The 13,475-nt window shown below is 55.4% G+C and carries 15 protein-coding genes; 10 read left to right on the plus strand and 5 right to left on the minus strand.

The window, feature by feature from the left end; all coding sequences use genetic code 11:
- The first annotated feature begins 17 nt into the window (after positions 1-17).
- From PEH01S_RS08285 to PEH01S_RS08320, 8 genes are all read left to right on the plus strand, one after another.
- Entirely contained in the window at positions 18-1,184 is a 1,167-nt protein-coding gene (locus tag PEH01S_RS08285) for a cysteine desulfurase family protein (RefSeq protein ID WP_025853462.1), read from the plus strand.
- Between the two features lie 3 nt (positions 1,185-1,187).
- Positions 1,188-2,402, plus strand: coding sequence for a tRNA uracil 4-sulfurtransferase ThiI (gene thiI, locus PEH01S_RS08290; protein WP_127484816.1), 1,215 nt, complete (start codon positions 1,188-1,190; stop codon positions 2,400-2,402).
- 63 nt (positions 2,403-2,465) lie between these two features.
- The gene (locus PEH01S_RS08295) at positions 2,466-3,128 is read left to right on the plus strand and encodes a TerC family protein (RefSeq protein ID WP_127484818.1); all 663 of its coding nucleotides are present in this window, start codon (positions 2,466-2,468) and stop codon (positions 3,126-3,128) included.
- A 214-nt stretch (positions 3,129-3,342) separates the two neighbouring features.
- On the plus strand, positions 3,343-5,184 hold the full coding sequence (gene typA / locus PEH01S_RS08300) for a translational GTPase TypA (protein ID WP_025853456.1): 1,842 nt from the start codon (positions 3,343-3,345) through the stop codon (positions 5,182-5,184).
- Positions 5,185-5,262: 78 nt separating this feature from the next.
- Positions 5,263-5,535, plus strand: a complete 273-nt coding sequence (locus PEH01S_RS08305; RefSeq protein ID WP_025853454.1) for a YlaH-like family protein — start codon at positions 5,263-5,265, stop codon at positions 5,533-5,535.
- A gap of 30 nt (positions 5,536-5,565) precedes the next feature.
- On the plus strand, positions 5,566-6,018 hold the full coding sequence (locus tag PEH01S_RS08310) for a hypothetical protein (protein WP_025853452.1): 453 nt from the start codon (positions 5,566-5,568) through the stop codon (positions 6,016-6,018).
- A 6-nt stretch (positions 6,019-6,024) separates the two neighbouring features.
- Entirely contained in the window at positions 6,025-6,300 is a 276-nt protein-coding gene (locus PEH01S_RS08315) for a hypothetical protein (protein WP_025853450.1), read from the plus strand.
- Between the two features lie 140 nt (positions 6,301-6,440).
- Positions 6,441-6,893, plus strand: coding sequence for a pyridoxamine 5'-phosphate oxidase family protein (locus PEH01S_RS08320; protein WP_025853449.1), 453 nt, complete (start codon positions 6,441-6,443; stop codon positions 6,891-6,893).
- A 72-nt stretch (positions 6,894-6,965) separates the two neighbouring features.
- Here PEH01S_RS08320 and PEH01S_RS08325 read toward each other — a convergent pair whose 3' ends face one another.
- Complete coding sequence (locus tag PEH01S_RS08325) at positions 6,966-7,493, minus strand: YhcN/YlaJ family sporulation lipoprotein (RefSeq protein ID WP_025853448.1); 528 nt, start codon at positions 7,491-7,493, stop codon at positions 6,966-6,968.
- Positions 7,494-7,600: 107 nt separating this feature from the next.
- On the opposite strand from PEH01S_RS08325, the gene PEH01S_RS08330 reads away from it, so the two are divergent.
- Positions 7,601-8,935, plus strand: a complete 1,335-nt coding sequence (locus PEH01S_RS08330; RefSeq protein ID WP_025853447.1) for a PhoH family protein — start codon at positions 7,601-7,603, stop codon at positions 8,933-8,935.
- A 94-nt stretch (positions 8,936-9,029) separates the two neighbouring features.
- Here PEH01S_RS08330 and PEH01S_RS08335 read toward each other — a convergent pair whose 3' ends face one another.
- From PEH01S_RS08335 to PEH01S_RS08345, 3 genes are all read right to left on the minus strand, one after another.
- Positions 9,030-9,563 carry a hypothetical protein gene (locus PEH01S_RS08335; protein ID WP_174807114.1) on the minus strand — a complete coding sequence of 178 codons (534 nt, stop codon included), beginning with the start codon at positions 9,561-9,563 and terminating at the stop codon, positions 9,030-9,032.
- 44 nt (positions 9,564-9,607) lie between these two features.
- A complete protein-coding gene (locus tag PEH01S_RS08340; protein WP_127484820.1) occupies positions 9,608-10,723 on the minus strand; it encodes a hypothetical protein in 1,116 nt (371 codons plus the stop codon).
- Between the two features lie 97 nt (positions 10,724-10,820).
- The gene (locus PEH01S_RS08345; protein ID WP_127484822.1) at positions 10,821-11,765 is read right to left on the minus strand and encodes a hypothetical protein; all 945 of its coding nucleotides are present in this window, start codon (positions 11,763-11,765) and stop codon (positions 10,821-10,823) included.
- An 89-nt stretch (positions 11,766-11,854) separates the two neighbouring features.
- Here PEH01S_RS08345 and PEH01S_RS08350 point away from each other — a divergent pair, with 89 nt between their 5' ends.
- Positions 11,855-12,982 carry a class I SAM-dependent methyltransferase gene (locus tag PEH01S_RS08350; RefSeq protein WP_127484824.1) on the plus strand — a complete coding sequence of 376 codons (1,128 nt, stop codon included), beginning with the start codon at positions 11,855-11,857 and terminating at the stop codon, positions 12,980-12,982.
- A 59-nt stretch (positions 12,983-13,041) separates the two neighbouring features.
- Here PEH01S_RS08350 and PEH01S_RS08355 read toward each other — a convergent pair whose 3' ends face one another.
- Entirely contained in the window at positions 13,042-13,272 is a 231-nt protein-coding gene (locus PEH01S_RS08355) for a DUF2626 domain-containing protein (RefSeq protein ID WP_010491888.1), read from the minus strand.
- Positions 13,273-13,475 lie beyond the last annotated feature (203 nt).

Here is a 13,475-nt window from a genome sequence, read left to right on the forward strand (position 1 = left end):
AAAAAGGGGAATGACACATGCTGTATATGGACTACGCGGCAACCGCGCCTATGTATGACGAAGTCATCGGCGTCATGACCGAAGTGATGAAATCGCACTTCGGCAATCCGTCATCCTTGCATAAGCTGGGCTTGGAAGCCGAGCAGCTCGTAAGCCGCTCGCGGGCAACGATTGCGAATGCTCTTCGCTGCGACGCGAATGAGATCCGGTTTACGTCGGGAGGCACGGAGAGCAACAACCTGGCGATCCGCGGAGCGGCATACCGATACCGGTCCCGGGGCAATCATTTGATCACTTCGTCCATCGAGCATGCATCAGTTTACGAAACCTTTCGTACACTGGAAGAAGAGGGCTTTCAAGTAACCTATTTGCCGGTTGACGCTACAGGTCAAATTAGGCTGTCGGACCTTGAGCAAGCATTGACGGACGAAACGATTCTGGTCAGCGTGATGCATGTAAACAATGAGATGGGCCGGATTCAACCGATCGAAGCGATCGGTGCCCTGCTTCGCAGCCGCCCCAAGACATTGTTTCACGTCGACGCCGTACAAGCTATCGGGAAGCTCCCCGTCGACCCGAAGCGGCACGGAATCGATCTCATGTCCTCTGCCGCACATAAGCTCCGCGGTCCGAAAGGCATCGGGTTCTTATACTGCCGGCGCGGGGTCGAATTGCAGCCGCTGCTTTTCGGAGGCGGGCAGGAGGAAGGGCTTCGTTCGGGGACGGAGAATGTCCCGGCGGTTGTAGGTATGGCTAAGGCGGTACGTATGGCCGTTCAGGAGCAGCCCGCATTTGCGGAGCATACGGCCAGACTGCGCGCCCGTTTGACCGAGGGTATCCGTCGAATTCCGGAGCTTGTATTGAACGGTTCGGAACGGCCGGAGGATATGGCGCCGCATATTGTCCATTTTTCGTTTCCCGGAATGAAGTCCGAGGTGCTCGTGCACGCTTTGGAGCAGCACGGCATTTATGTGTCGACGCGTTCGGCCTGCTCTTCGGGGGCGGAGAAGCCCAGCCGCGTGCTGTCGGCCATGGGGGCGGACCCGGCGGTCGCTGTCAGCGGCATCCGGCTCAGCTACTCGCTCCAACAGACCGAGGGCGATGCGGACCGCTTTTGCCGCGTGCTTAAACAGCTTGTAGAAGAGTTAAAACCGGCCATGGCCGGCAAGAACGAACGGAGGTAACTTATGACACCGCAACAGGTCGTCCTCCGTTTGGGGGAATTGACGCTTAAAGGACGCAACCGAAACCGGTTCGAGCAAGCGGTAGTGCAGCAAGTGAAACGGGTATTGCGTCCTTGGGGAGCCATCAAGTATGAAAAAGAATTCGGCCGTATCACCCTGCACTTAAACGGAACGCCCTACGAAACGGTACGCGAACCGCTCAAGACGGTATTCGGGGTTGTATCGTTCAGTCCCGTGCTGACGACCGAACTGGAGCTGGAGCGCGTTCAGGAAACGGCGCTTTTGGCGATGCGGGCCATGGATCCGCAGCCGCGGACATTTAAGGTCAGCGTGCGCCGCGTCAACAAAACGTTTCCGCACGATTCGCAAGAGATGAACCGGCTGGTCGGAGGCTATGTCCTCAGGGCGATGCCCGACCTGAAAGTGGACGTGCACCGGCCGGAAGCAGAGCTGAAAGTCGAGCTGCGCGAACGCCAAGCGCTCGTATACAGCCAAGTGGAACGGGGGGCGGGCGGGTTCCCGCTCGGCACGAACGGCAAAGCGGTGCTGATGCTGTCCGGAGGCATCGACAGCCCGGTAGCCGGATATTTGGCTATGCGCCAAGGGCTGGCCGTGGAAGCCGTCCATTTTCACAGCTATCCTTATACCAGCGAAAGATCGCAAGAGAAAGTGAAGGAGCTGGTCCGGAAGCTGGCCGTCTATGCCGGTCCGATCAAGCTGCACATGGTGCCGTTCACCGGCGTGCAGACCAAGATTCACGAAGCGTACCGGGAAAACCTGCTGATCACGCTGCTGCGCAGAGCCATGATGCGGATCGCCGAGAAGCTTGCCGAGGCGAACGGGGCGGGAGCGATCGTTACCGGGGAAAGCTTGGGACAAGTGGCCAGCCAAACGCTGGCCAGCATGAATGCCATCGGCCGGGCTGTCCGCCTTCCGCTTATCCGTCCGCTCGTTTGTATGGAGAAACTGGAAATTATCCGCCTCGCCGAGGCGATCGATTCGTATGAAGTGTCCATTTTGCCTTATGAGGATTGCTGCACGTTGTTTTTGCCGCCGAGTCCGAGCACGAACCCGAACTTGAAGATCGTCGAAAGCATCGAGGAGGGGATGCCCTGGCTGCAGGAAGAAATGGATGAAGCGGTGCGTAATACGGAAACCCTATGGATAGATGCGGACCGTCGGACGGAACAAGAAGATCGATTCTCCTCATTTTTCTAAAACTTATCCCATGCCATCGTTCGCCGGACTCCAGATCGAATTGAATGAGATGGAGGGTACGACATGCTGGATTGGTTCATATTATTTTTCCAAATTATGCTGATCAATATCGTGCTGAGCGGCGACAACGCCGTCGTCATTGCCTTGGCCAGCAAAAATCTGCCTTTGCACCAGCGAAAGCAAGCGATTTGGTGGGGGGCCTTCGGGGCGATCGCCCTGCGGGTCGTGCTGACCGTCATTGCCGTCTACGTCTTGAAAGTGCCGTTCATTCAAGCGCTTGGCTCGGTGCTGCTGCTTTGGATTGCCATCAAGCTGCTGATCGATGAAGAGGATCATTCCAACGTGAAGCAGGCGACTACCTTAGGAAAAGCGGTCAGTACGATTATTTTGGCCGATTTCGTCATGAGCCTCGATAACGTATTGGCCATCGCGGCCAAAGCGAAGGGAGAGGTCGGGGTGATCATTCTCGGGATCGGGCTTAGCATTCCGATTATCGTTTGGGGAAGCACCCTAGTCGTCAATTTGCTGAAGCAGTACCCCATTTTCGTTTATTTGGGGGCAGGGATTCTCGGCTATACCGCAGGCGAGATGTTTATCGCCGACGAGAAGCTGGCGACCCGGCTGCTCGGGGATATTTCGCATTATGTGCTGCCGATCGTCACGACCTTGATCGTTCTGGCGTCCGGCTTGCTAAAAAAATGGGTGTTCAGGCCGCGGCATACTTAGAGGGCTGGCGGACTTCGAAAACTGCTCGTCAGCCATTGTAAATAATCGGTTAATCCCGCAAGCGATCTTGCGTTTTGCGGCATCTGCACGTATAATAAAGTGTGAATTGTAGCGTCGGCGCTTACGTCCGACGCTTCTTTTGTGAACGGGCTGCGCTCCGACATGAAGGAGCACGACAATGAGCCAAATTCAAAGAGAGGATTTTGAGACTACCATGCATTCGAGAGACAAAATTCGTAATATCGCCATCATCGCCCACGTCGACCACGGCAAAACAACGCTGGTGGATAAGCTGCTTCAGCAATCGGGAACGTTCCGGGAAAACGAGGCGGTGCAAGAACGCGCCATGGACTCGAACGATATCGAACGGGAACGCGGCATCACCATTTTGGCGAAAAATACGGCCATCCAATACAAAGACTATCTGATCAATATCGTCGATACTCCGGGCCACGCCGACTTCGGCGGCGAAGTGGAACGGATTATGAAAATGGTCGATGGCGTTCTGCTCGTCGTCGACGCCTTCGAAGGAACGATGCCGCAGACGAAATTCGTGCTGCGCAAAGCGCTGGAACAGCACTTGACGCCGATCGTCGTCGTGAACAAAATCGACCGTCCGAACGCCAGACCGGCCGAGGTGGTCGATGAAGTGCTCGATCTGTTCATCGAACTGGGGGCGGACGACAATCAGCTTGACTTCCCGGTCGTTTATGCGTCGGGTCTCATGGGAATGTCCAGTCTGGATCCGGAAAAGCTTGGCGAAAACATGCAGGCGCTCTACGATACGATCGTCAGCCATATCCCGGCGCCGACCGAGAATGTCGACGAGCCTCTGCAATTCTTGGTCACGCTGATGGATTATAACGAGTACTTGGGCCGGATCGCTATCGGCCGGGTAAACCGCGGAACGGTGCGTCAAGGGCAGCCGATTGCGGTCATCAATCGCGAAGGGCAAGTGAAGCAGGCGCGCGTCGAGAAGCTTTTCGGCTTCCAGGGCTTGAAGCGCATCGAGATCGAAGCGGCAGGAGCGGGCGACATCATCGCGATTTCCGGGATCAAAGACATCAACATCGGGGAAACGCTGGCCGACCCGGCGAACCCTGAAGCACTGCCGGTACTGAAGATCGACGAGCCGACGCTGCAGATGACCTTCCTCGTCAACAACAGCCCGTTTGCGGGCCGCGAAGGAAAATGGGTGACGAGCCGCAAGCTGCGCGAGCGGTTGTTCAAAGAGCTGGAAACCGACGTCAGCCTTCGCGTTGAAGAAACGGACAGCCCCGACGCGTTTATCGTATCCGGCCGCGGCGAGTTGCATCTCGGCATCCTGATCGAAAATATGCGCCGCGAAGGATTCGAGCTGCAGGTTTCGAAGCCGGAGGTCATCATCCGCGTCATCGACGGCCAAAAAATGGAGCCGATTGAGCGCCTGATTATCGATGTGCCGGAAGACAGCATGGGCTCCGTTATGGAAAGCCTCGGCACGCGCAAAGCCGAGATGGTCAACATGATCAACAACGGCTCCGGCAGCGTTCGCTTGGAGTTTCTCATCCCGGCCCGCGGCTTGATCGGGTACCGGACTTACTTCCTGACGCTGACCCGCGGCTACGGGGTCATGAACCACGCGTTCGACAGCTACGGTCCGTATGCGGGCAGCGGTGTCGGCGGGCGTCATGAAGGGGTGCTGATCTCCAGCGAAACGGGAACTTCCACGTTCTACGGGATGCTGTCGGTCGAAGACCGCGGCACCTTGTTCGTAGAGCCGGGCACGGAAGTCTACGAAGGCATGATCGTCGGCGAGCACAACCGCGATAACGACATCATCGTCAACATTTGCAAAGAAAAGCAGCTGACGAACGTTCGTTCGGCCACGAAGGAAGACACGGTTAAAATGAAAACGCCGCGGATTTATTCCTTGGAGCAGGCGCTTGAATATTTGAACGACGACGAATATTGCGAAATTACGCCGAAATCGATTCGCCTCCGCAAAAAAATATTGAACAAGGGCGAGCGTGAACGCTACGAAAAACAGCGTAAAATGGCGGAAGCCAACGCTTAATTCAGTTTAATAAAGAAGACGCGGGAAAGCTCTGAGCAATCGGAGCTTTCTTTGCAAGTCTACATAAGGAGGATTCCGATGCTCGAATGGCTGAGGGCGCATCCGTTTGTGACATGGATCATCATCTTCGTGCTGATTACTTACGTATACAATAAAGTGTTTAAGACGCGGAAGCTGCCGATTTTGAAAGACGCTATCATTTATCTGCTGCTGGCCCTCGGTTCGGGGATGCTTCTCTTCTTTCAACTGGCCGGGCTGCCGATCGTGCTCAGCCTGACGGTTGCGGTCGTTCTGATGCTGATGGTTCGGATTCGCTACTACGTTCAGGACCGGGAAAACCGCAAATCGTAGGGGCTTTGGCCCGATGGGGGTGCTTAGGCAATGTCGGACTTCTGGCTAGTCCCCTTGTCGTGGGATGGGGAAACGGCTCTGCTTGGCGGAGAACGGCTACGGCTGGAGCCTGAGGGCCTCCGGATGCGTTTCACGGAAGCGATGGGACGCATTCACCCGCGGCTTCTGATGATGTTTAAAGCCCATCTGCTGCCGGAGGACGAGTCGGGCGGGGTATGCGGTACGGAGGAACTCCCGTTTGCACTGGCGCAATCCGGCGATATTCGATTATCCGCGGCAGCAGAGCATTCGGACACGGATGCGCCGCCGACCTGGCGTCTGTCCCATTGTGCCGAGGCGTATTTGAACCGGATGCTCACGGCATGGGAAGCGGAGGCGCTGCTACGGCAAGCTGAGGCCGAGCCGGAGGCGGAGCGATGGCTGGATACCATGCGGACATGGACGGCAGGCGGCCGTCAAGTGATTTTGCTGAGGGAGGACTGAGGGCTTGTGAATTTACAGGATGCGGTGTTCAACTGGCTGCAGATCAGCATTGTGGCGGAGGCCCGGCCGGACGACCTGGCCGCTTCGGAAACGAGAGATTTTTTCGAAACCATCCTGAGGGAAGATCATCATCTCGAACGGTTCGTCCGTACGGCCGACGAAGAGACCTATACCGTGGAGTACGAAGAGGCCGGGGGCGTCCGCCATACGAAAAGGTTCGACCGCGAACTCGCCGAACAGCTTTTGACGGATATTAACTCTAATCCGAAATACAATGATTGACATATAACCTCGTCCGGCGAGATACAATAAAATATCATTGTCCGAAGGGAGTGTCCGTGATAACTGCTGGTAGCTGTTACCTGACCCGTATGTTATAATGGTCTTAGATTCGGAGACAAACCTTTACAGGAGGGGAACCTATGGCCGAAACGATCACAGCCTTATCGGAACAGCTCTTCGATCTACTCCAAAAGGATTCGTTTGCTCTCTTGAGCACGATCGATCATGAAACCGGTTCGCCTGCGACAAACGCCATTTCGTGGCTGTTCGCCAAAGACCGGACGACGGTTCGTTTTGCCGTCGACCAGCGCTCGCGCATTTTGACGAACATCAAGCAGACTCCGCATGTAAATTTGACGGTCATCGGCGCCGGCTCCGTCTTTGTGCTTTACGGAAGCGCGCGTCAGGTTGCCGAAGCGCTTGACGGGGTTCCGTTCAAGCTGGCTTGCTATGATATTGACATTGCTTCGGTTCGCGATGCGATGTTCTACGGAGCACGCATTTCCGTTGCCCCTGAATATGAAAAAACGTACGACAAGCGTGCCGCTGACAAGCTGGACACGCAGGTGTTCGACGCGATGCAAAAAGCCTAAGACCGTTAGCTGTCCTAGGCTTTTTTTTCCACCTCAAAAGACCGTTACAGCTTGCTGCCCGAAACTTGCGGATTATCTTTGACCGGGCTGCTGCGGTTGCAGCGGATCGACGTCACGCGGGATCTGCGGAACGATTCTGCCGATAATGGCCGCCATCTCCTCGGCGAATCCGTTAATCGTTCTGCCGTTCATCGCTTGCTGCCTGATATTCCACAAGCGCTGGTTTAAATCGATATCCGCGGTTACAAGCGCATCCACGCCGTACGGATCTTTTTTGAGCGCCTCCGCGACAGACAGCTTGATCGTTCCGACTTTTGCGCGGTCCATTCCAGGCGGGACGTTGATTCCTACAACGGCTGTATTGCCGAAGACGACGCAATTGGCGCTCTCGACATTCGGTACGCTCACAGCGATTTGCTCGAGCCTGCTGGCAACGGCGCCGGGGTCCTGAATTTCTTTTTTCTGCGGTGCTGTTTGCTTCACTTGTACTTGCCGGTTCGGATCGACGCTCTGCGAGGGGGCAGCTCCATTCTTTGGTGCTTGGTTACATCCTGACACGATAACGGACATCATCAAGAGGGTCGCGACAAACATTTTCATCAGTAATCGTTCCTTTCTTTTCGTCATCGGCTTTGGATAGTTTGTCCTGACGGGGAAATTCCTATGTATTGAGCCGAACCAAACACCGAACCTGGGAGGGACTCATGATGAAAAAAATTTATGTGCTGGATACCAATGTGCTGCTGCAGGACCCGAACGCAATTTACGCTTTTGAAGATAACGACATTATTATTCCGGCGGTCGTATTGGAGGAAATCGACTCCAAGAAACGCAACGCCGACGAACTGGGGCGCAATGCGCGTCAAATCTCCCGGATGCTCGACGGGCTCCGCAGCGACGGCCGGCTGTTCGAAGGCATCGGGCTTCCCGGCGGCGGCAGCCTGAAGGTGGAGCTGAACCATCGTAGCTTCGCGAAGCTGCAGGAAGTGTTCGCCGAAGTGACGAACGACAACCGCATTTTGGCGGTGGCGCTTAATTATTTGCTGGAAGAGAAGGAAAAATCCGATCCGAAGCCGGTTATTCTCGTCAGCAAGGACGTGCTCGTCCGGATCAAAGCCGACGTTCTGGGCATTACGGCACAAGATTATTTGACGGACCGGGTCGTGAATTTGCCTGGAGACATCTACACCGGGCATTTGACATTGCTGGTACACCCTTCGGTCATCGACGAGTTTTACACGTACCGCTATTTAAACATCCATTCGCTGCAGCTCGGTTACACGCTTCATCCTCACGAATTCGTCATCCTGAAAGACGAGATGGGCACCAGCAAGTCAGCACTGCTTAAGGTAAATGCCGATGGAAAGAGGCTCGAGCCGCTCTTCCTCAGCAACGATCCGATCTGGGGGATCGCGGCGCGGAATGCCCAGCAGCGGATGGCGCTGGAGCTTCTGCTTAACGACGATATTCCGCTGGTTACGCTGACGGGCAAAGCGGGTACGGGAAAAACGCTTCTGACGCTTGCTGCGGGCTTATTGAAGGTCGAAGACGAAAGGAAGTATAAGAAGCTGCTGATCGCCCGTCCTGTCGTTCCGATGGGCAAGGACATCGGTTATTTGCCGGGAGAAAAAGAGGAAAAGCTGCGGCCGTGGATGCAGCCCATTTACGATAATTTGGAATATTTGTTCGATACGAAGAAACCGGGCGATATCGATAAAATATTGGCGGGGCTTGGCAGCATTCAAGTCGAGGCGCTGACGTACATCCGCGGGCGGTCCATCCCCGGACAGTTCATCATCATTGACGAAGCGCAGAATCTGTCCAAGCATGAGGTGAAAACGATCGTTTCCCGCGTCGGCGAGGGCAGCAAGATCGTTCTGCTGGGCGATCCGGAGCAGATCGATCACCCGTATCTGGACGCCTCGAGCAACGGCCTGACGTACGTTGTGGAGCGTTTTAAGGAGCAAACGATCAGCGGGCATATCATGCTGGAGCGCGGGGAGCGCTCGCACTTGGCACAGCTTGCCGCCGATTTGCTGTAAGGAGACAAAAAACGGTGATGCCAACGATACGAAATCGATCGTTGCACCACCGTTTTTTCGTTGGGTTGTATAGACAGCTTCAGCATCTCCGGTTTTACCCCTGCGGACAATAAATCCATTCCGCGACGCCGCCGTAGGCGCGGGCAATGCCTTCCGCAAGCTCGGCCAGCTGGGCTTCGATGACGAAGGCAGAGCCGCCTCCCGGCTCCGGCCAAGCTGCAAGCAAATGCTCCTCAAGCTGCGCCTCCGCCTGCCGCGGCTCGAAGGCTCGCCCGAGCGGACCGTTCGTATCCGCCGCGGCCCGCAGCCGGAATACGGCGACGAGATCCGCATACAGGTAAACGTTCTCGAGGCGGCTTACAAAGCCATAATCGCCGAAGGCGGGATACGTCGTTACCGGAGTCGGCAGCAGCAGCACGTTTAGCTCCTCGGACGGAATGGCATATTGCTCCAAAATAGGCCTGAGCTGCTCCAGCTCTTCACGGGACGAAAAAATCATCAGCTCCTTGTCGCGGTCGAACAAGGCAGTGTTTCCAGCCAACGCTTTGACAATTTGGGCATAATAGCCGGCACGCCGGGTATCGGGCATATCCAGGGCTGCCGCATATTTGAGAACGGGTTCCGTCAACGTCTTCACGCTCCTCTTCTTCGGGCGGCCCTAGCTTTGGACATTTATAAGGCCAGCTTCAGCATAATGCTTAACTTGCCTTCCTCCAGCCGGACGCCGGTTACCTGCAAAAACGAGGCGATGTTTTGGGGGTAGATCCCCAGATCAAAGCTTTTTTCGAATTCCTCCACTGTGGTGGACGGCAGGGAAAAGCCGTTAAACTGCATTTCCAAAATTCGGAACCGGATGAACGGTTTGCTTGTTCCGTCGTCCAGCGTGGCCATCTCGTAGCTGCCCCGGATCATGACGGCAATATCGCCTTCCTGCCCGGAGGCCGATACTTGATCGGGATAGAAGTGAAACGTCAGATTGCGGAAGCGCTCGTTTTTTTTACGCAAAAAGTCGTTCAGCTCGCCGTCCGTCATCTGAAACGTATAGTTTACCCCGTTCATGACCAGATTGCCGTTCTTGTTCTTGCCGTCGCCGGACGTCACCAGCTCGGGAAGCTGCTGCATCGCGCCCGCAAGCGCTTGGAAGTACGTCTTGAACAGGGGGATGCCCTTGTCCTCCCACAGCTTGTTGAGCTCGAGCATCTGCTGCTGAAGCAGCGCTGCTTGCTCCTTGCTATCGGCTAACTGATCGTCCACTTCTTTCTGAAGCGCGGCAAGCTGTTCCCGCTGCTGCAAATAACGCTCTTTCGTCCGCTGCAGGGAGGCGTGGGCTTCGGCCAGCTCTTTTTTGACCGCGGCCAGCCGCTGCCATGCATCCGTATGACGCTGCAGCGCTTGTTTATCGTTGCGCAGAATCATTTGCAGATAGTCGAGCACCGAAACCGCATCGGAGAACGAACCGACGGAGAACAGCAGCGCCCACAGCGTATCGCGGTCGCCCATGTAATAAGAGCGGACGACTTTGGCGGCGTGTATCTTGGCCTCGCTTGTGGAATGCTCCGCTTCGCGGATTTGCCGCTCGGCGCGCAGCATCTGCGCCTGGAGCTTGATTTCCTGGTCGGCGATGCGGATCAGCTCCTGATCGATCTCATAGATGGTAAGACCTTTCTGCAGCAAGCTTCTGTCCGCTTGTCCGCTCTCCGCATAAGCGGAATAGGGCCACAAGGCGGATAAACATCCGTATACCGAGAAAAGCGCAAGGATAGCCCATTGGCGTATATTCACACGCATGTCCCTCCCGTCCTTTCAACTAAAGATTATCATAGGAATGGGAAAAACATGACAAAAAAATTCCACGGCGCTGTGCCATGGAAGGGCTTCCGTCACGTTACTTTTTGCCCGCTTGAGGCTTAGGGAGCAATCGTAAAATGTCTTCCGCATGTTTTACCTGCTTCGGCGTTTCTTTTGTAAAGGCAGGCGTCTGATTGATCTCTTGCACCTTGTACGTCCATTCCACGCTGTTTTTCGCATTGTTTCCGCCCTCGACCGAAAAATACAGCTTTCCGGTTTGCTCGCGGATAAAGCCTTGATTGTCGATCAGGATACTTAGCGTTGTAGGAGCTTCGATCTTGATCCGCTCCAGCGATGTTTTCCATTCCTCGGTTTGTCCCGTTCCGCTCAATCCGCTGGTCATCAGCTCGTTAAGCACGGACGGCAGTGCGGTTGCAAAATACTTACCTGCCTCCTGCTTGTTCTTGTCCGTCACCGTAAGCGTAATGCGTTTCGCCGGTTCGCCGTCGGCAAGCTTTTCGTCCTTGCTGCCGGGCTCCAGCCAGTTCGGGTTGACCCCTTCCAGCAGCTTGCCGGTAAGGGACGCGCTCAGCCTTCCGGTGCTCTTGAGCTTGTCCGCTTGCTTGTCCAGCGGAAGCATCAAATATTCGTCCGCCTTCGTAATGGCTGGCATCTGCAGATACATTTTGTTATCTTTAAGAAGAAACGGCAGTTCGATGGGCGAGACGGCGCCTTTCGGCGTTAGTTTGACCGAAGCTTCCATTCGGACCGGATCTGCGAGTGAGACGAGCCCGCTGTAGTCGAATTTGCTTTCTTTGACCAGACCGAGCAAAGCGGCAGTTACCGGTTGCGAGCCCGAAAATAACGAAGCGTCCAGCTTCAGCTCTGCTTCCCCGGAATATCGGTAGCTTTGGATTTGCTCCTGCTTGGCGACCGCTTGCATCAAATCCTGCTTCACCTGCTGATGATCGGTGCAGGCGGACGTGAGCAGAACGGTGCAGCTTATAAGCGCCGCGCAGAAGATGGTTCGTGGTTTAAACAAGGCTCTGCTTCCTCTCCTATTTTTCTCATCCTATTATAGCGAGTGGGGGCGGTTTTGTCTTTAGTAATTTGGCGAGAGGCGGTAGGCGCATGAGAACAGAGCAGGCGAGCGATTCCCCGCTGCTGCAAGTGATACGGGAACGGATTGAAAGACAGCAGGACCGGGCGATTTCGTTCCGGGACTACATGGATTTATGCTTGTATCATCCGGGCTTGGGCTATTATATGAATTCGAATCGAAAAATCGGCCGTACGGGCGATTTTTATACGAGCGCTTCGGTCGGCAGCGTGCTTGGCGACATGCTGGCGGCCTACCTTCGAAGCTTTGCGGAAACGCGGACCGGCGATATCTGCCTAACGGAGTGGGGAGGGGGCGACGGTGCATTAGCCAGGCAAATGCTTGACGCGATCTGGCGCGGCTCGCCGGAGCTGTATGGGCGGCTGCGCTTTATCAGCGTCGAAAAAAGCCCGATCCACCGGGGCCTTCAGGCGGAAGCGCTAGCGCCTCATACAGGGCTTGTGAGCTATTACACGGCCGAGGAGTGGCACGCGGCCGGTCCTTGGCACAACACGCTGGTGTTTTCCAACGAGCTGCCGGACGCTTTTCCCGTTCACCGGATCGTTAGCCGTGAAGCCGGATGGCGCGAAATTCGGGTCGGCTGGGATCATGAACGGAAATGTCTGACGGAGGTGGAAGGGCCGATATCCGGAGGCGGGCTTGAAGACTTTATCCGCAAGGAAGCCATTCCGCCGAGAACGGGACAGCGGTTCGAAGTCAATTTGGACGCGCTGCGCTGGCTTCGGGCGGTTGCCGGAAGCTTGGGAAGCGGCAGCATGCTGCTGACGATCGACTACGGGCACGAGCGGGAAGAGCTGTACGCTCCGCACCGGATGAACGGAACGCTGCTGTGCTACCGGAAGCATCAGGCTTCCGATACGCCGCTGCAGTTCCCTGGCGAACAGGATATGACCGCCCATGTCAATTTCAGCGCGTTGATGGATGCCGGGAAGGAAGCGGGGCTGGAGTCTTCTGGCTTGCTGACCCAGAAGCAATTTTTGCTGGAGCAGGGCCTGCTTGACGAGCTGAGCGATCATGATGCCCGGGACCCGTTCTCGCCGCAGGCCCGGCGCAACCGGGCCATTCGGCAGCTGCTTCTCAGCGACCGGATGAGCGAGCTGTTCAAGGTGTTGATTCAAAAAAAAGGCGAACCGCGCTGAAGCTTGCGGTTCGCCTTTCTTGTCTCCGTATTCGCTTACGTTTTTTCGGACCGGCAGGTTTAGATGGACATTTTGAAAAATGACCAGTAGGTAAACCCTGTAAACGAAACAATCATGTACCCCCAGAAAATCAATATGTAGGCACGTTCGGACAATTTCATGTATCCTAACAGCGTGAAAATCGCCGTCTGGGCGAAAAAGATGAGCGCCATCGGAATGAAGTCGCCGGCTAACGCCATGAGCCCGATTACAAGCGTCCAGAAGCCGAGAACGCGAAACATGCGATCCATCCTGTATCCCCCTCTCTTTGGTCACGATCGATACATACGTACTATCCAACATTATAGCGAAAGCCTTCCTGCGTGTAAACGCCCAATCCGTGACGAAATTTAGTCAATTTTTTAGCCCTTCGCATCATATCGTTGCCTAAATCCGCCCAAACGATGTATGACCGCCTTGAAAATTGGCAATACAAATTACTAGAAAAGTATTC

The sequence above is a fragment of the Paenibacillus ehimensis NBRC 15659 genome (assembly GCF_004000785.1).
Taxonomy (GTDB): Bacteria; Bacillota; Bacilli; order Paenibacillales; family NBRC-103111; genus Paenibacillus_G; species Paenibacillus_G ehimensis.